This window comes from Flavobacterium sp., from assembly GCF_031422135.1.
In the GTDB taxonomy this organism is placed as follows: Bacteria; Bacteroidota; Bacteroidia; order Flavobacteriales; family Flavobacteriaceae; genus Flavobacterium.
Genome location: NZ_JANOQD010000118.1, coordinates 78949 through 95441 on the forward strand (window position 1 = coordinate 78949; position 16493 = coordinate 95441).

General features: G+C 33.5%; 19 protein-coding genes. 8 read left to right on the forward strand and 11 right to left on the reverse strand.

The window, feature by feature from the left end:
• Positions 1 to 79: 79 nt before the first annotated feature.
• Complete coding sequence (locus tag RMO70_RS15780) at positions 80 to 280, forward strand: cold shock domain-containing protein (protein ID WP_310557402.1); 201 nt, start codon at positions 80 to 82, stop codon at positions 278 to 280.
• Between the two features lie 252 nt (positions 281 to 532).
• On the opposite strand, the gene RMO70_RS15785 is transcribed toward RMO70_RS15780, so the two are convergent.
• Positions 533 to 976, reverse strand: a complete 444-nt coding sequence (locus tag RMO70_RS15785) for a nucleoside deaminase (RefSeq protein WP_310557403.1) — start codon at positions 974 to 976, stop codon at positions 533 to 535.
• Positions 977 to 1013: 37 nt separating this feature from the next.
• On the opposite strand from RMO70_RS15785, the gene RMO70_RS15790 reads away from it, so the two are divergent.
• Positions 1014 to 2786, forward strand: a complete 1773-nt coding sequence (locus tag RMO70_RS15790; RefSeq protein ID WP_310557404.1) for a 1-deoxy-D-xylulose-5-phosphate synthase — start codon at positions 1014 to 1016, stop codon at positions 2784 to 2786.
• Here RMO70_RS15790 and dgt read toward each other — a convergent pair.
• The 6 genes from dgt to RMO70_RS15820 all read right to left on the reverse strand — a co-directional run bounded on the left by dgt (position 2773) and on the right by RMO70_RS15820 (position 9832).
• Positions 2773 to 4116 (reverse strand): dGTP triphosphohydrolase, encoded by a 1344-nt coding sequence (gene dgt / locus RMO70_RS15795; RefSeq protein ID WP_310557405.1) that lies wholly within the window; start codon positions 4114 to 4116, stop codon positions 2773 to 2775. The two genes, RMO70_RS15790 and dgt, sit on opposite strands and share 14 nt — an antisense overlap.
• 44 nt (positions 4117 to 4160) lie before the next feature.
• Positions 4161 to 4607, reverse strand: coding sequence for a GNAT family N-acetyltransferase (locus RMO70_RS15800; protein ID WP_310557406.1), 447 nt, complete (start codon positions 4605 to 4607; stop codon positions 4161 to 4163).
• A 136-nt stretch (positions 4608 to 4743) separates the two neighbouring features.
• Positions 4744 to 5349, reverse strand: a complete 606-nt coding sequence (locus RMO70_RS15805) for a hypothetical protein (RefSeq protein WP_310557407.1) — start codon at positions 5347 to 5349, stop codon at positions 4744 to 4746.
• A gap of 19 nt (positions 5350 to 5368) precedes the next feature.
• The gene (locus RMO70_RS15810) at positions 5369 to 7792 is read right to left on the reverse strand and encodes a ribonucleoside-diphosphate reductase subunit alpha (RefSeq protein ID WP_310557408.1); all 2424 of its coding nucleotides are present in this window, start codon (positions 7790 to 7792) and stop codon (positions 5369 to 5371) included.
• 245 nt (positions 7793 to 8037) lie between these two features.
• Entirely contained in the window at positions 8038 to 9015 is a 978-nt protein-coding gene (locus tag RMO70_RS15815) for a ribonucleotide-diphosphate reductase subunit beta (RefSeq protein WP_310557409.1), read from the reverse strand.
• Positions 9016 to 9262: 247 nt separating this feature from the next.
• On the reverse strand, positions 9263 to 9832 hold the full coding sequence (locus tag RMO70_RS15820; RefSeq protein ID WP_310557410.1) for a DUF3109 family protein: 570 nt from the start codon (positions 9830 to 9832) through the stop codon (positions 9263 to 9265).
• A 210-nt stretch (positions 9833 to 10042) separates the two neighbouring features.
• Between RMO70_RS15820 and RMO70_RS15825 the strand changes: the two genes are divergently transcribed.
• The 3 genes from RMO70_RS15825 to RMO70_RS15835 are packed head-to-tail and all read left to right on the forward strand — an operon-like array spanning position 10043 to position 11466.
• The gene (locus tag RMO70_RS15825) at positions 10043 to 10621 is read left to right on the forward strand and encodes a MarC family protein (protein ID WP_310557411.1); all 579 of its coding nucleotides are present in this window, start codon (positions 10043 to 10045) and stop codon (positions 10619 to 10621) included.
• Positions 10622 to 10660: 39 nt separating this feature from the next.
• Positions 10661 to 10861 (forward strand): hypothetical protein, encoded by a 201-nt coding sequence (locus RMO70_RS15830; protein WP_310557412.1) that lies wholly within the window; start codon positions 10661 to 10663, stop codon positions 10859 to 10861.
• On the forward strand, positions 10861 to 11466 hold the full coding sequence (locus RMO70_RS15835; protein ID WP_310557413.1) for an FAD-dependent oxidoreductase: 606 nt from the start codon (positions 10861 to 10863) through the stop codon (positions 11464 to 11466). The genes RMO70_RS15830 and RMO70_RS15835 overlap by 1 nt, the downstream gene beginning before the upstream one ends.
• 1 nt (position 11467) lies before the next feature.
• Here RMO70_RS15835 and RMO70_RS15840 read toward each other — a convergent pair whose 3' ends face one another.
• The 3 genes from RMO70_RS15840 to RMO70_RS15850 all read right to left on the reverse strand — a co-directional run bounded on the left by RMO70_RS15840 (position 11468) and on the right by RMO70_RS15850 (position 14176).
• Complete coding sequence (locus RMO70_RS15840) at positions 11468 to 13042, reverse strand: S41 family peptidase (RefSeq protein ID WP_310557414.1); 1575 nt, start codon at positions 13040 to 13042, stop codon at positions 11468 to 11470.
• A 27-nt stretch (positions 13043 to 13069) separates the two neighbouring features.
• A complete protein-coding gene (locus RMO70_RS15845) occupies positions 13070 to 13498 on the reverse strand; it encodes a dCMP deaminase family protein (protein WP_310557415.1) in 429 nt (142 codons plus the stop codon).
• 84 nt (positions 13499 to 13582) lie between these two features.
• Positions 13583 to 14176 (reverse strand): HupE/UreJ family protein, encoded by a 594-nt coding sequence (locus RMO70_RS15850; protein WP_310557416.1) that lies wholly within the window; start codon positions 14174 to 14176, stop codon positions 13583 to 13585.
• A 149-nt stretch (positions 14177 to 14325) separates the two neighbouring features.
• Here RMO70_RS15850 and RMO70_RS15855 point away from each other — a divergent pair, with 149 nt between their 5' ends.
• A complete protein-coding gene (locus RMO70_RS15855; protein WP_310557417.1) occupies positions 14326 to 14757 on the forward strand; it encodes a TerB family tellurite resistance protein in 432 nt (143 codons plus the stop codon).
• Between the two features lie 74 nt (positions 14758 to 14831).
• Here the strand turns inward: RMO70_RS15855 and RMO70_RS15860 are convergent, their stop codons facing one another.
• Entirely contained in the window at positions 14832 to 15656 is an 825-nt protein-coding gene (locus RMO70_RS15860) for a universal stress protein (RefSeq protein ID WP_310557418.1), read from the reverse strand.
• 178 nt (positions 15657 to 15834) lie between these two features.
• Between RMO70_RS15860 and rimP the strand changes: the two genes are divergently transcribed.
• Both rimP and RMO70_RS15870 read left to right on the forward strand, forming a co-directional pair.
• Positions 15835 to 16299, forward strand: a complete 465-nt coding sequence (gene rimP / locus RMO70_RS15865; protein WP_310557419.1) for a ribosome assembly cofactor RimP — start codon at positions 15835 to 15837, stop codon at positions 16297 to 16299.
• 14 nt (positions 16300 to 16313) lie between these two features.
• Positions 16314 to 16493: NusA N-terminal domain-containing protein (locus tag RMO70_RS15870; RefSeq protein ID WP_310557420.1), on the forward strand; the 180-nt coding region annotated here is incomplete at its 3' end.

Sequence of the window (16493 nt, forward strand, 5' to 3'; positions counted from 1 at the left end):
TAAAATATTAACACAAATTTGCATTTGTATTATTTTAAAGATTACATTTGCTACATTATAAATTTATATTACAAATACAATGCGCACAGGATTAGTAAAATTTTTCAATGAATCTAAAGGTTACGGATTTATTACAGATGACGAAACAGGAAAAGACATTTTCGTACACGCTTCAGGAATCAAAGCTGAAGAGCTAAGAGAAGGAGACAAAGTTTCTTACGAAGAAGAAGAAGGAAGAAAAGGTAGAGTTGCTGCTCAAGTAGTAGTAATCGAAGGATAATAAATTATTTTTTGGCTTACCTAAAAAATCAACCGTTTCAATTTTGAAGCGGTTTTTTTTATTTTCTCCTCTCACAAAAATGGGGTCTAAAGTTTAGAGTAGTTTTTCGAAGCCATATCCTGCTATCCATTGCAACTTTTTCTCAAAACAATTTGTTTTTCATTCTCAAAAAGGAGCTTCCTTTGGTCGCTCTTTTTGACAAGAAAACAAAATCGTTTTTTCGTGCAAAGTTTCCATTATTATCAGGGCTAGTTAGCCGCGCTTTGATTTAAAAAAAGCAGTCATTAGTCCAGCACATTCTTTTTCTAAAACACCACTAGCAACAATAGTTTTAGGATGTAATTGTGTTCCCATTTTAGAGAATCCTCTTTGCAAATCACTTGCGCCAAAAACAATTTTAGAAATTTGACTCCAGTACAATGCACCAGCACACATCTGACAAGGTTCTAGAGTCACATACAAAGTGCAATTAGTCAAATATTTTCCGCCCAAAAAATTAGCAGAAGCAGTAATAGCCTGCATTTCGGCGTGAGCCGTAACATCGTTTAAAAGTTCTGTTAGGTTATGACTTTTGGCAATCACACGATCATTAACAACCACAACCGCTCCAACTGGAATTTCTCCTGCTTCAAAGGCGATTTCAGCTTCTTGCAAAGCCTTTTTCATAAAATATTCGTCAGTGAAAATATTTTCCATAGGGTAAAAATACAATTTCAAGTTGTACATTTGTATAATGTCAGAAAAACTATTACAAAATATTTTTAACCCAATTGATTTAAGGAAACTCAATCCAAATCAACTGCCACAAATTGCGCAAGAACTTCGCCAATACATTATCGACATTATTGCCACAAAAGAAGGCCATCTAGGAGCAAGTTTAGGCGTTGTAGAATTGACTATTGCTTTGCATTATGTCTTCAATACACCCGAAGACTTATTAGTTTGGGATGTTGGGCATCTGGCCTATGGGCATAAAATTTTAACCGAACGTCGAGAAATTTTTCATACTAATCGTCAATTAAACGGGATTTCAGGTTTTCCTAAACGTAGCGAAAGCGTTTATGATACTTTTGGAGTAGGACATTCCTCTACATCAATATCCGCAGCGCTAGGAATGGCTATTGCTTCTAATATAAAAGGTGAAACCGAAAAACAACACATTGCAGTAATAGGTGATGCTTCTATTGCTTCAGGAATGGCTTTCGAAGGATTGAATCACGCCGGAGTTACTAATGCTAATTTGTTAGTTATTCTTAATGATAACGCCATTGGAATTGATCCAAGTGTTGGTGCATTGAAGCATTACTTAACATCTGTCAAAGAAGGGAAAAACCATAAAGACAATAATATAATTACGTCCTTAAACATTGATTATTCAGGGCCTATCGATGGACACGATTTGCCAAAACTAATTAGTGAATTAGAACGATTAAAAAAGATAAAAGGGCCAAAATTTCTTCACATTATAACCATAAAAGGTAAAGGATTACAACTGGCCGAGGAAGACCAAGTAAAATACCACGCACCAGGAAAATTTGATGCCGTTACGGGAAAAATTCATTCGAAATCAGAAGAAGGTTTACCACCAAAATTTCAAGATGTTTTTGGTTTGACACTAGTAGAATTAGCCAAACAAAACAAAAAAATTATAGGAATTACACCAGCAATGCCATCTGGGTCGTCAATGAAGTTTATGATGGAAGCTTTTCCAGAACGCGCTTTTGATGTAGGCATTGCCGAACAACACGCTGTCACATTATCCGCAGGAATGGCAACACAAGGAATGGTGGTTTTTTGCAATATTTATTCTACTTTTTTGCAACGTGCCTACGACCAAGTCATTCACGATGTAGCATTGCAGAATTTACCTGTTATTTTTTGTTTGGACAGAGCGGGTCTTGTTGGAGAAGATGGTGCAACCCATCATGGTGTTTTTGATATTTCATATTTGAGTTGTATTCCCAATATGATTATTTGCGCACCAATGGATGAAATCGAATTACGGAATATAATGTACACTGCGCAATTGGGACTAAAAAACCCAATAGCCATTCGATACCCACGTGGTCGTGGTAAAATTTTTGATTGGCAAAAACCCTTTAAAAAAATAGAAATTGGTAAGGCCAAAGAATTAAAAAACGGTTCAAGAATTGCCATTCTTTCTACTGGAACTATTGGAAACAATGTCGCTGAGGCTATTTCGAAAGTAAAAAATCAACACGAATTATCACATTATCATTTTCCGTTTGTAAAACCACTGGACGAATCTTTACTTAAAGATATTTTTATGAAATACGATCAAATCATCACTGTAGAAGAAAATGTATTGATAGGTGGTTTTGGGAGTGCAATAAATCAATTTTTTCTAAACAAAAAATATACAATTTTGATAAAAAACATTGGTATTTCAGATCATTTTATTGAACATGGAACGGTAAACCAATTACAAGAAATAACTGCTTTGGATGTAAATAGTTTAACCAAACTTTTTGCTAGTTATTGTTAGCTGAAATTATCTTGTTATACAACAACGCATTACCATCAGTCAACATAGATACAAAATGACAAATATGTAACAATCGTTCGTATAAGTTTTCTTTTTCTAAATGGTATTTTTCAGGTAAAATTTTGAGTAAAAGTGTATCAAAATTAGTTTCTTTTCCTTCGTGTTTGTTATTGTATGCGGTTATAAATTTGTCTAATAAATTATTGATAATTTGATAACCCGTTAATTCTTTTTCGATGACTTCTCGACTTTGATAGATGTTTTTAATACTTAATTTGATAATATCATCCATTTGTGCTTTGTATTTGCTTTTGTCAGTCAAAGCATAAGGGAAGTTTCCTTTTAGGATTTCTTCTTCATTATCAATAAATATTTTCACCGCATCGTTTATCAAACTTCCAATAGCTAATGCTCGCAAATAGCTAATTCTATCTTCTTTTGTTGTCAACAAATTATATTTGATAGAATCAATAGAATCTTTGACCAGTTTTATTAAATATTCTAAAGCAAAATCTTCGGATACTAATCCTAGATTCATTCCGTCTTCAAAATCGATAATGGTGTAGCAAATATCATCAGCTGCCTCGACCAAATAGGCTAGAGGATGACGCTCGTAACCAATATTTCCATCCGTTTTATTAGAAATTAATCCCAATTCGGTAGCGACTTCTTGAAAAAAAGATTTGTCAGTTTGGAAGAAACCGTATTTCTTATCTGCAATATTTTTGGTGGGTTTTTTAGGCAAACTTTCTTTTGGATATTTCATAAATGCGCCTAAAACTGCATAAGTAAGCCTAAGACTTCCTGAAACACCTGGTCTATTGGTTGTTAGAACCGAAAAACCATTAGCATTGCCTTCAAAATCGATTAAATCTTGCCATTGTTTGTCGGTCAGTTTGTCTTTGTATTGTTGCCCTTTTCCAATAGAAAAATATTCACCAATGGCTTTCTCGCCTGAATGTCCAAACGGAGGATTCCCTATATCGTGTGCTAGTGATGCAGCAGCAACAATAGCTCCAAAGTCATTAAATTCATATCCATGAATGGTTTGCAAATGCGGATATTTCTCTATAATTTTTTTACCAACTAACCTTCCTATAGAACGTCCTACAACGGAAACTTCTAAGCTGTGCGTTAAACGAGTGTGAACAAAATCTGTTTTAGAAAGTGGAATTACTTGGGTTTTGTCTTGTAGACTACGAAATGCTGCCGAGAAAATAATGCGATCATAATCGACTTCGAAACCTAATCGAGTATCGTCTTGTTCTTTTCGTAATCGTTTGCTTGTGTCGCCTTGGCGTTTTAGTGATAGTAATTGTTCCCAGTTCATTTCTAATTTTAGATTTTCGATTTTCTGAAAATCAAAAGTACATTTTATTTTAAGATTTTCTTCATGCAATAACTACTTTCTACGCCAATATATTGACCGTAATTTTCAATTGGAATGTAACCTGATTTTAAGTACAATGCTATGGCCGCTTTAAGTTTTATGGATGTTTCTAGGATAGCATTGGTATTTTCTAATTCGATTGCCCAAAGTTCAAGCTCCTTCAAAATTAGATTTGCAACTCCTTTTCCTCGATGTTCAGGATGAACAAACATTCTTTTGATTTCGGCAGTATTATTTTCGTGTTTCTTAAATGCGCCACAACCTACAGCAATAGAATCGTCATAGCAAACGACTACATTTTCTAAATATACGTGATTGTATTGTGCAAAAAAATCTTTTTCGTCGCCATCAATATCAATAAGGTATTCGTCAAAAAGTGCAGTTAGTTTTTGAAAATCTTTGTTTTCGGAAGTTGTTCGTGTTAATTTCATATTAATTTTTTTTAGCCCCGATTAAAGTAGAAATCCTTTTTTGTCGATTTTTCTTCGCCAAAAAAGATTGTAACAAAAAGCGAAAAATAACTCCAAAAAAAACAGCCATTAAAGATAATGACTGTTTTTATTAAAATTATCCATTTAAAAATTCTTTCAAATCATTTTCAACTTTTAACTCATCTTTCTTTTTATTTAGCAACTCTAATATTTTCTCTTCTATCTCAATATTTTTATCTGGAATTTCATTATTTATATTATACATTCCTTCCACTAAATATTCTTTTAAAACTTTCTTCTGTATGGTAAACTTATCTTTATCTTCTTTGGACAATAATTTCACATCATATATGGATGTTTGAAGTTCTGCATAAAGTTTAGTTTCTTTAGCATATCCCTTTATAGATTCATTTACTACAAAATCAACTGGTTTAACAAATAAAAGACTTCTTGTCCCTTTTATTAAATCTGTGCTCAAATAAATTGTCCCAAAAAACAAATCTCCCGCATAATCAACTTCACTTGCTATTAAAAAATTTTCTTCAACAGGTTTGTCCTTATTGAATTTAATTTCAGCATTTTCAACATCAAATCCTAAAGGATATAATTTATTGTTTTTAAAAATATCCTTTTGAATCGTAGATATATTATCATCAGTGATAACTTCTAATTTTTTGATTTCATATTTAATTTTTGAAATAACTTCGTCTATATCAAATGCTTTTTTAAATAGTATTTCCATTTTCTTTTTTTCTTATTGATTAAGACCCACACATTTCGCAATCTTCTGGACCAGCATTTTTTGCTAATTCAATCATTGCTTTGTATTCTTCGTTGGTCATTGCTGTTGTTTCAACCTCAACTTCTGCAAGAATTGGTTCTTCTTTAATTTTTATAGAAACAATTGGTTCAGCTTTTTTGTCATTATTTAAGGTGAATTTAATTGCATCGACTGCCGCTTTGGTTCTCAAATAATACATTCCGGTTTTTAAACCTGATTTCCAAGCATAAAAGTGCATTGATGTTAGTTTAGAATAATTGGCATCTTGCATAAACAAGTTTAACGACTGCGATTGATCGACAAAATAACCACGATGACGTGACATATCGATAATATCTTTCATTGACATTTCCCAAACCGTTTTATACAATTCTTTCAAATCCTGAGGAATATCAAGGTTTTGAACTGAACCATTGTGTCGCATTAGTTCTTGCTTCAATTCTTCGGTCCAAAGCCCTAGTTTCACTAAGTCTTCGAGTAAATGTTTGTTTACAACAATAAATTCGCCTGACAATACACGACGGGTGTAAATGTTTGAGGTGTAAGGCTCGAATGCTTCGTTGTTTCCTAAAATTTGCGAAGTTGAAGCTGTTGGCATTGGTGCTACTAAAAGAGAGTTACGAACTCCATTTTTCATTACTTCGGTACGCAAACTCGCCCAGTCCCAACGTCCAGAAAGTTCCTCGTCTTTGATGTTCCAAAGATTGTGTTGAAATTTTCCTTCCGAAATAGGAGAGCCTTTAAAACTAGAATAAGGACCTTCTTCGATTGCCATTTCCATTGAGGCTGTGACAGCTGCAAAATACATAGTTTCGAATATTTCTTGATTCAATGTTTTAGCTTCGTCGCTCGTGAATGGCAAGCGTAACAGAATGAAAGCGTCTGCCAAACCTTGAACACCAAGACCAATAGGACGATGGCGTTTGTTAGAATTTTCTCCTTCAATTACAGGATAATAATTTCTGTCAATTACTTTGTTCAAGTTTCTAGTTACACGTTTGGTAACTGTGAAAAACAAATCGTGGTTGAATTTTCCGTTTTCAACGAACATTGGCAATGATAAAGAAGCCAAGTTACAAACTGCAATTTCATCTTTTGAGGTGTATTCCATTATCTCGGTACACAAGTTCGATGAACGAATGGTTCCTAGATTTTTTTGATTTGATTTACGATTTGCTGCATCTTTGTACAACATATATGGCGTTCCAGTTTCGATTTGCGATTCTAGAATTTTCTCCCATAATTCGTGCGCTTTGATGGTTTTTCTACCTTTTCCAGCTTTTTCGTAATCGGTATACATTTTCTCGAATTCTTCTCCATGCACATCATATAAACCCGGACATTCGTTAGGACACATCAAGGTCCAATTTCCGTTTTCTTCCACCCGTTTCATAAACAAATCCGATGTCCACATTGCAAAAAACAAATCTCTGGCACGCATTTCTTCTTTTCCGGTATTTTTTTTCAAATCCAAGAAATCAAAAATATCCGCATGCCAAGTTTCAATGTAAATAGCAAAACTTCCTTTTCGTTTTCCACCACCTTGATCTACATAACGAGCCGTGTCATTGAAAACTCGAAGCATTGGTACAATCCCGTTAGATGTTCCGTTTGTGCCACGAATGTAACTTCCTGTTGCACGAACATTATGAATTGACAATCCAATTCCTCCAGCACTTTGTGAAATTTTTGCTGTTTGTTTTAACGTATCGTAAATCCCATCAATACTATCGTCTTGCATTGCCAATAGGAAACAAGATGACATTTGTGGTTTTGGAGTTCCAGCATTGAATAAGGTTGGAGTAGCATGTGTAAAGAACTTTTTCGACATTAAATCATAGGTTTCAATTACCGATTTTAAATCATCTAAGTGAATTCCAACTGAAACACGCATCAACATGTGTTGTGGGCGTTCTACAATTTTTCCGTTTATTTTCAATAAATAAGAACGTTCTAGTGTTTTGAAACCAAAATAATCGTAGTTAAAATCTCGGTTGTATATAATATGTGAATTTAAAAATTCAGCATTGGCTTGAATAACAGTATGTACTTCTTCTGATAAAAGTGGCGCTTCTTGCCCGTTTCTTGGATTGACATAATGATACATTTCATTCATCGTTTCAGAGAATGATTTGTTTGTGTTTTTATGCAAATTTGAAATTGCAATTCGTGCTGCTAATTGCGCATAATCTGGATGAGCAATGGTCATAGAAGCCGCAGTTTCCGCAGCTAGATTGTCTAATTCTGAAGTGGTTACTCCATCATAAAGCCCTTCGATTACTCGCATAGCTACTTTTACAGCATCTACCAAATCGTTTAATCCGTAACACAGTTTTTTGATTCTGTCTGTGATTTTGTCGAACATTACAGGCTCTTTGTGCCCGTCTCTTTTTACTACGTACATACTTTGTTTGTTTTGTGAAAAAGCAAATCCCTTTGCCTTTTCGGGGTTATTTGTAATCTAACATTCTGAGAAACGAAAGAATCTAATGATTTATCGTTTCTCATTTTTTTTTGGAGCTATTTCCAGCTTTTCGTTGCAATCTTTTATTTTTTAAAGAAAAAAATAAAAGGATTTTCACTTCAATCTGGGCTAGTTTAAAATCCTTAAGAAATTAAAATTTTATTTATTGGATCAGATCTTAAATGCTAAAAATCAGCGTCAAACGTAATTTTCTGAGCTTCAGAATCCGTATTCATAACACCTGCTTTTTGGTATTCGGCTACTTTTTTCTCAAAGAAATTGGTTTTGCCTTGTAGCGAAATCATATCCATAAAATCAAATGGATTTGAAGTATTGTATTCTCTATCGCAACCCAATTCTACTAACAATCTATCAGCAACAAATTCTAAATATTGCGTCATTAATCCTGCATTCATCCCTATTAATGAAACTGGTAAAGATTCTGTAATGAATTCTCTTTCTATATTTAAAGCATCAACGATAATACTTCTGATTCGTTCTTTTGGCACTTTGTTTACCAAATGATGATTGTGCAAATGCACCGCAAAATCACAATGAACACCTTCATCACGAGAAATTAATTCGTTCGAAAAGGTCAATCCTGGCATTAAACCCCGTTTTTTTAACCAATAAATAGAGCAAAATGCACCAGAAAAGAAAATTCCTTCAACAGCAGCAAAAGCAATCAATCTTTCTGCAAACGATGGAGATTCGATCCATTGTAAAGCCCAATCCGCTTTTTTCTTAATGGCTGGAAAAACTTCTAGAGCATTGAACAATTCTGTTTTTTCTGCTTCGTCTTTAACGTACGTATCTATTAATAACGAATACGTTTCCGAATGGATGTTTTCCATCATAATCTGAAAACCATAAAAGAATTTTGCTTCAGCATATTGCACTTCTGAAACAAAATTTTCGGCAAGGTTTTCGTTTACAATTCCGTCGGAAGCTGCAAAAAACGCTAAAATGTGTTTGATGAAATATTTTTCGTCCTCATTTAATTTGTTATTCCAATCGTTCAAATCTTGCGACAAGTCAATTTCTTCGGCAGTCCAAAAACTAGCTTCCATTTTCTTATACCACTCCCAAATATCGTGGTGTTTGATTGGAAAAATCACGAAGCGGTTTTTGTTTTCTTGTAAAATTGGCTCTACACTTGACATAATGAATATTTTTTATGGAATTATATACTATTTTTTGTACCAAAACTGGTTTACAAAGATTGGAATTTGTTATCGATAATGAAAGATTTACTTATTCACAATCGTCTTGAGTTTTTAACAATGAATGTTGTTTGTCGGATTTTTAAGCACATAATCTATTTGTCTATATATCAATGTTTTATAAACGAAAAAATCGCTTATGTATTGTGGAATAAGCGATTGTGTTTTTTGAAAATATACTATTTTTTTATTCGTTTTTGAGCTCTTCAGCAACCTTTTCAAGCTCTGCGTACCAGTTTTCGCCAAAACGTCTGATGAGTGCTTCTTTGACAAATTTATAAACGGGAACTTCCAACTCTTTTCCGAGGGAACATGCTGGTGAGCAGATATCCCATTTGTCATAATTTACAGCAGCAAATTCAGTAAAATCTTTCACTCGAATAGGATACAAGTGACAAGAAACTGGTTTTTTCCAGTCGATTATGCCTTGATTGTAGGCTTGTTCGATACCGCAAAGTGCGGTTTTGCCGTCAAAAATTACGTATGCACAATCTTTTTCGTTAATGAGTGGTGTTTCTTTATCGCCATCAGTACCAATGCGCCAAGTGCCTTGTGCTTCAATTGCTTCGATGCCTTCTTGCCGAAGAAAATGTTTAATCTTTGGGTAAATTTCTTCTAGAATTTTGGTTTCTTCATCAAGCAATGGTGCGCCTGCATCTCCATCGACGCAACAAGCACCTTTGCAGGCTGATAAGTTGCATACAAATTCTTTTTGAAGTATGTCTTCTGAAACGATGGTTTTCCCGAGTTGAAACATTTTGCAAATGTAGTGGAAAATATTAGATTTTAGGCAGTAGATTTAGATAGAAATACACAAGTAGTTTTGCGTGAGGGATAGCAGCGGAAAGCCCACAGTGAGGAGGCACGACGAAACGAGGACTTGCAGCGAATAGCCCGACCCGCATTTTTCTTGCGGGTCACGCCCAAGAAATTATTGTATATCTTTGTGTTTTAAATTTAAAAAAATATGTTTGAAGTAAGCTTGAAGGAAATTGTAACTGTTGGAATGGTGCTTTTTGCGGTGATTGATATTTTAGGGTGTATCCCTATTATTGTGGATTTGAGATCGAAACATGGACATATTGAATCAGAAAAAGCTTCGATTGTGGCAGGTTTTATTATGATTGCTTTTCTTTTTGTGGGTGAAGAACTGCTTAAATTGATTGGTATTGATGTGAGTTCGTTCGCTGTTGCAGGTTCTTTTGTGTTGTTTTTCTTGGCGCTGGAAATGATTTTGGGGATTCGATTGTACCGTGATGAGGAAGCAAAAACCGCTTCGATTGTACCTATTGCTTTTCCTTTGATTGCTGGTGCTGGGACGATGACGACTTTACTGTCGTTGAAATCGCAGTTTCATACTATAAATATCATAATTGCTATTTTGTTGAACATTATTTTAGTTTATGCGGTTTTGAAAGCGTCTGGAAAAATTGAACAGATACTGGGTAAAACGGGTTTAGGAATTATTAGAAAAGTTTTTGGAGTAGTTTTACTTGCCATAGCTGTTAAATTATTTGCGGCTAATGTTAAAGGATTGTTTGTGTAGTTTGATTTTTTGTAGTTTTGCTCATTAATTATTTTGAAAATGAAAATTTTTAGTTATTTATTTTTTACTTTAGCCCTATTATTAGTGGTTTTTAATGCTACTATGTTGGATTTTGACAACTTATTAGAAGGTCAGAGTTTAGTTGCTATAATTGGAATTATTGCAACACTTTGTGCGGTTGTAATTTTATTGATTTTTAGATTATCAAAATCGATTGACCAAAAACTGAAAAATCAATAGTGTTTGATGTTCTGATTATAGGCGGTGGTGTTTCGGGAGTTTCTTGTGGTTTGGTTTTAGGCTCTGCTTATAATAAACCGTTTGCGCAGGATAAAAAAATTGGAATTTTGACACATCAAAAAGCATCGTCACTTCAGGATGCTATTTTTTATAATGCTTATGGTGTAGCTTCGGGGAAACTGGGTTCAGAAATTCTTGTGGAAAGCACAAAACAGCTTCAAAACAATTATCCTCATATTCAACAAATTATAGATGAAAAAGCCTTAACTATTTCTGTTTTAGAAGAAGGTTTTGAAATAACAACCAACAAAAACAGTTATACATCGAGAATAATTGTGCTAGGAATAGGCTCTTCTAATTTATTTGGGATTGATGGTTTAACACAATACATACAATCTCACAAGAAAGCCTTGCCTGAAAAAAACAGGATTCAACTTAAAAACACGGATCACTTTGTAGCTACGGGTATATACGTAATTGGAACTTTGGCTGGACATAGAAGTCAGTTGGCTATAGCTGCTGGTAGTGGTGCTGCAGTTGCTACTGATATTCTAGTATTGTGGAATAACGGAATAGAAACTCACGTTCACGATAGTATTCGATAAGTTATTTTTTCAAAGCTTCTTTAATCATTACATCGTCCTTTAGAACGACTTGATAAAACTGATTTTCACCTAATAATTGACGACAAAATTCTGCCGCTAAATACCGTTTTACAAATTTTTTGTTTAAATCTAAATCAATAAAAGATTCCGAAGTATTTACAAATTTTTTGAAAGTAATATAATAAGAGTCAGAAATTTCGGTTTTTTCAATTACTTGTTGAAAAGTAAGGCCTTTTAGAATTTTTCGGTTTTTATCTAAAATGGTAAACACAAAATTTGAAACCAATCCAGATTGCATTAATATTGGTACAATTTCGTTTCCTTTGGTGGTTTCCAATGACACAAAGACATCTGGAACTATTCCACCGCCACCATAAACTATTCTGCCTTTAGGGGTTTTGAATTTTATAGTATCTGCTATTTTGATGCTATCTTTAGCATACAATTCGCCATTTTGGTAGCGTTTCGTGAAATCGTTAAGGTATTCTTCCCTGCCTTCTTTGTATGATTTTTGTATAGATCGACCAGTAGGGGTGTAATATCTTGCTACTGTTAATCTTACTGTAGAGCCATCACCCAATGGCATTTCTCGTTGTACCAATCCTTTTCCAAAAGAACGACGACCTACCACTAAACCTCTATCGTTATCTTGAATGGCGCCTGCTAAAATCTCACTAGCGGATGCGGAATTTTCATTAATTAAAATGGTTAGTTTGCCGTTTTCAAAAGCGCCATTTTGAGACGCATAGGTTTTGTCGATTCTGCCTTTTTTGTTTTTTGTAAAAACAATTAATTTTTTGTCTTTAAGAAATTCATCTGCAATTTCGACTGCTTGGTCTAAATAGCCACCTCCATTATCACGAAGATCTATTACGAGAGATGTGGCGCCTTGTTTTATTAATTTGTTTAGTCCTACTTTAAACTCATCATAAGTTGTCTCAGCAAAACGATTTATTTTAATATATCCTGAGGTTTTATGGAGCATTATAGCAATATCCACACTTTTGACTGGAATGGTTTTTCGGATAACTTTGATGTTTATTTTCTTGTTTTCAGATTTTCTAAAAATGGTCAGTAAAACTTCTGAATCCGCTTCGCCTTTGAGTTTGGAATACAATTTTTCGGTGGTGATTTTTTTACCAAAAAGGGTTTCGTTATTTGCGCTTAATATTCGGTCGCCAGCAATAATTCCGGCTTTTTCAGATGGACCGCCTTCTACAGGTTTAATAACTGCCACGGTATCATTTTGAACAAAAAAATTGACACCAATACCTACAAAATCTCCCCTCATACTTTGTGCTACTTCCTCATTTTCGTTTTTAGCGATATAAACGGAATGTGGATCTAGTTTTTCAAGAATTCCGTTTACGGTTTCGTCTACTATGGAATCGGTATTAATTTCATCAACGTATTCTTGATCTATAAAATCAATAAGTTTATTTAGTTTTTGTTTGTTTTGACTTTCTGACGTTAGTTTATTTGGTAATCGAGACTGAATGCAAATACCACCCAACAAAAAACCAACTGCCAGAGCAGTGAAGAGTATAAGAGGTATATATATTTTATTAATTTTCACAAATTAAATTGTTAACAGCACAATTATTTAATCAATTTCTTGAATGTGTTCCACTTTTACTCCAGCTTTTTCTAGAAATAACAATCCAGAATCGTCTTTATAACCTTCTAAATAAACTACTCTTTTTATTCCAGATTGATGAATCAATTTGCTACATTCTTTACAAGGCGAAAGCGTAATATATAAAGTAGCTCCTTCGCAGGTTTGGGTTGAACGTGCTACTTTAAGTATTGCATTTGCTTCAGCGTGAAGCACATACCAGTGAGTCAAATTATTTTCGTCTTCACAGCAATTTTCAAAACCTGATGGGGAACCGTTGTAGCCATCGGATATAATCATTCGATCACGCACAATAATTGCGCCAACTTGTTTTCGTTTACAATAAGAAAGTTTACTCCATTCTTTGGCAAGTCGCAAGTAAGCTTTGTCGTATTTGTTTTGTTTAGTAGGAATCATTACTACAAAAGTAACTTTTTTTTGTATTAAAAATTTATTGTGTTCTTAGTAAATAGGAAAATATAGCCAATTAGTTTTTCGAAATTATCTATTCCAAACAGGACTTTGAATAATTAGTGGAACAATCACACCTATTATAAAGGCTGACATAACTAGTGTCCAATCTCGTTTTGAAAATCGAAAAACTGTTTGAACAATATAGGATAAAATCAAAACTATAAAAACCACAATGACTTGTGCAACTTCGATTCCTAGTGCAAATTCAGAAACGGGGATTAATTTATCCGTTGCGTTTCCTGGCAAGATGGTTTTGAAATAATTTGAAAATCCTAAACCGTGAATGATTCCAAAACACAATGTTACTATAGAAATTAAACTCATACTTTCGTTTTTATTGTTTTTTCCAGCAGTAAAAAGATTAAAAAGTGAAACAATGAGAATGGTTATTGGAATAATAAACTCAACTAAATTAACATTTACTTTGACCATTCCGAAAACCGAAAGCACTAAGGCTAAAGTATGACCAATAGTGAAAAGCGAAATTAAAATCAATAGCCTACGCCAGTCTTTAAAAGTATAAGGCACAGAAAGAGCTATTAAAAACAAAACGTGATCGTAAGCATTAATGTTGAGTACGTGTTTTAATCCGATGTTGAAATACAACCAGAATTCTGACATAATAATAGATTTTGGGTTAGTCAAATTTACAATTTATTTTAAACTAACGGTGTTTTTTTTAAAATTGTATGGAAGTCAAACTAATTTCAAACTAATTTTCTAGAAAAAAAGAATATGAGTATCTTTGTAAAAAATATAAATATAATAGTATGTCATTTTCCGATTTATTTGATAGTGAATTTAAAACAAGAAACAAAGGCCACTTTTCAGCAATAGTAAGAGTAGCAATTGCTGATGGCGATATGAGTGTTGAAGAAAAACAATTTTTAGACAAACTAAAAAGCCGTCTTGAAATTTCTGATGCTGAATATGATGAAATTCTGGAGAACCCTCTAAAATACCCAATCAATCCTCCTGTTTTGCATACCCAACGTTTGGAGCGTTTGTTTGACCTATCAAGAATGGTTTATGCCGATCATATTTTAGGACCAAAACAAAAAGAAATTTTGACAAAATTTGCTTTAGCGCTAGGTTTTACACCAGGAAACGTAAGCTACATTGTGGATAAAGCATTGTCTTTACTGCTTTTGAATGTTGATCTCGACACATTTCTTTATGAAATGCAACATATGAACAAGTAATTTCTAATAAGTATAACATCCCAAATACATAGTGTTGTAAAATTTATGTATTTGGGATTTTTCGTCTACTAATTTTAAATTTTGAAAGTTATAACAGGTTTGTTAGCATGATTTACGATGCCTTCACTAATACTTCCGTTAAAAAAATGGTATAAACTCGTTCTACCGTGCGTACACATCCCTATTAAATCAGCATTTGCTTTGTTAGAAAAATTTACAATCCCAGTTTCAATATTGACATCATTGTAGGTGTGAAGCGAATAATTAGTCAAAGAAAATTCTGATACAAAATCTTCCATTATTTTTTGAGAAGCACTCGAGGTTTTAAAACTATTAGGAGTGTTAATCATAACCAAATCAAGATGAGACCCAAAAAGATTTGCAAATGAAACAATATTTTTAAATGGTTTTTTTATTTCATTTGAAAAATCTGAAGCAAAAACAAATCGATCCATTTTGAAATTAGTATCCTCGTTTTTAATTACTAGAACTGGAGCTTCAGAAGCCCTAACTATTTTTTCTGTGGTTGAACCAATAAGTAATTCTTGGAAACCAGTTACACCGTGTGATCCCATAACCACAAGGTCTATATTGTTTTTTGAACTTGATTTTAAAATACCTTCAAAAGCTCTTTCTAATTTTACAGCTTCGCTAACCGTAAGTCCTTCCAAATAATCACTCTCTAACAAATCCTCTAATTTATCATGTGCTTTCTTCATAAAATGCACAATTTCTGGAATTGCGGCACCACCATTCACGGCATCTGCCATTTGTGATGGAAATTCAAGCATATGAACTAAAAAAATTTCACTATTTGTATCTCGTGCTATTTGCGAAGCCACTTTAAGAGCGTGCTCGGCGTGTTCGGAAAAATCGGTCGGGACTAAAATTCGTTTCATAATCTTTTGTTTAGTAATTTATAATCAATGATGTGTATTTTAAATTATGATTAAAGGTATGATATTTTTTAACATAAATCAATATTTCGTAATTATAAAAAAAGTAGTATATTTGCAAAATTATTAAGCAGTTTAACTGAATAATGAGGGAAGCACTGCTTCCCTCTTTTTATAAAATATGACATTTAAAGATAAAGTAAAAAGTTTGTTAGAAGAGGGTTTGGAGCAGCATCCAAGCTTGTTTTTAATTGACTTAAACATAAGTGAGGCAAATAAAATAATGATTATCTTGGACGGAGATTTTGGAGTTACGCTTCAAGATTGTATCAACATTAGTCGTGCAATAGATACTAATTTGGACCGTGAAGAAGTGGATTTTGCATTAGAAGTAGCTTCGGCTGGTGTTTCATTGCCTTTAAAATTAGTTCGTCAATATCGAAAAAACATTGGAAGAACATTGAAAATCAAAACAAAATCAGAAACTATTGAAGCAAAACTTCTTGCCGTTTCTGACGAGAATATTACAGTAGAATGGAGTTCTAGAGAGCCCAAAAAAATAGGAAAAGGAAAAGAAACAGTACTTCATAACGAAAAAATCGCTTACGCGGATATTCAAGAAGCAATAGTTACAATAACATTTTAAATTAAAGAGTTGGCATGGAGAATTTAGCATTAATAGATTCATTTTCAGAATTTAAGGACGACAAATCGATAGATCGTCCAACGCTGATGGCGATTTTAGAAGATGTGTTCAGGAACGCATTGAAAAAGAAATACGGTTCTGATGATAATTTTGATATTATTATCAATCCCGATAAAGGCGATATGGAAATTTGG

Excerpts from the sequence above, each read along its gene's own strand:
- RMO70_RS15780 (WP_310557402.1), top strand. The coding sequence starts at position 80 with ATGCGCACAGGATTAGTAAAATTTTTCAATGAATCTAAAGGTTACGGA.
- RMO70_RS15785 (WP_310557403.1), bottom strand. The coding sequence starts at position 976 with ATGGAAAATATTTTCACTGACGAATATTTTATGAAAAAGGCTTTGCAA.
- RMO70_RS15790 (WP_310557404.1), top strand. The coding sequence starts at position 1,014 with ATGTCAGAAAAACTATTACAAAATATTTTTAACCCAATTGATTTAAGG.
- dgt (WP_310557405.1), bottom strand. The coding sequence starts at position 4,116 with ATGAACTGGGAACAATTACTATCACTAAAACGCCAAGGCGACACAAGC.
- RMO70_RS15800 (WP_310557406.1), bottom strand. The coding sequence starts at position 4,607 with ATGAAATTAACACGAACAACTTCCGAAAACAAAGATTTTCAAAAACTA.
- RMO70_RS15805 (WP_310557407.1), bottom strand. The coding sequence starts at position 5,349 with ATGGAAATACTATTTAAAAAAGCATTTGATATAGACGAAGTTATTTCA.
- RMO70_RS15810 (WP_310557408.1), bottom strand. The coding sequence starts at position 7,792 with ATGTACGTAGTAAAAAGAGACGGGCACAAAGAGCCTGTAATGTTCGAC.
- RMO70_RS15815 (WP_310557409.1), bottom strand. The coding sequence starts at position 9,015 with ATGTCAAGTGTAGAGCCAATTTTACAAGAAAACAAAAACCGCTTCGTG.
- RMO70_RS15820 (WP_310557410.1), bottom strand. The coding sequence starts at position 9,832 with ATGTTTCAACTCGGGAAAACCATCGTTTCAGAAGACATACTTCAAAAA.
- RMO70_RS15825 (WP_310557411.1), top strand. The coding sequence starts at position 10,043 with ATGTTTGAAGTAAGCTTGAAGGAAATTGTAACTGTTGGAATGGTGCTT.
- RMO70_RS15830 (WP_310557412.1), top strand. The coding sequence starts at position 10,661 with ATGAAAATTTTTAGTTATTTATTTTTTACTTTAGCCCTATTATTAGTG.
- RMO70_RS15845 (WP_310557415.1), bottom strand. The coding sequence starts at position 13,498 with ATGATTCCTACTAAACAAAACAAATACGACAAAGCTTACTTGCGACTT.
- RMO70_RS15850 (WP_310557416.1), bottom strand. The coding sequence starts at position 14,176 with ATGTCAGAATTCTGGTTGTATTTCAACATCGGATTAAAACACGTACTC.
- RMO70_RS15855 (WP_310557417.1), top strand. The coding sequence starts at position 14,326 with ATGTCATTTTCCGATTTATTTGATAGTGAATTTAAAACAAGAAACAAA.
- RMO70_RS15860 (WP_310557418.1), bottom strand. The coding sequence starts at position 15,656 with ATGAAACGAATTTTAGTCCCGACCGATTTTTCCGAACACGCCGAGCAC.
- rimP (WP_310557419.1), top strand. The coding sequence starts at position 15,835 with ATGACATTTAAAGATAAAGTAAAAAGTTTGTTAGAAGAGGGTTTGGAG.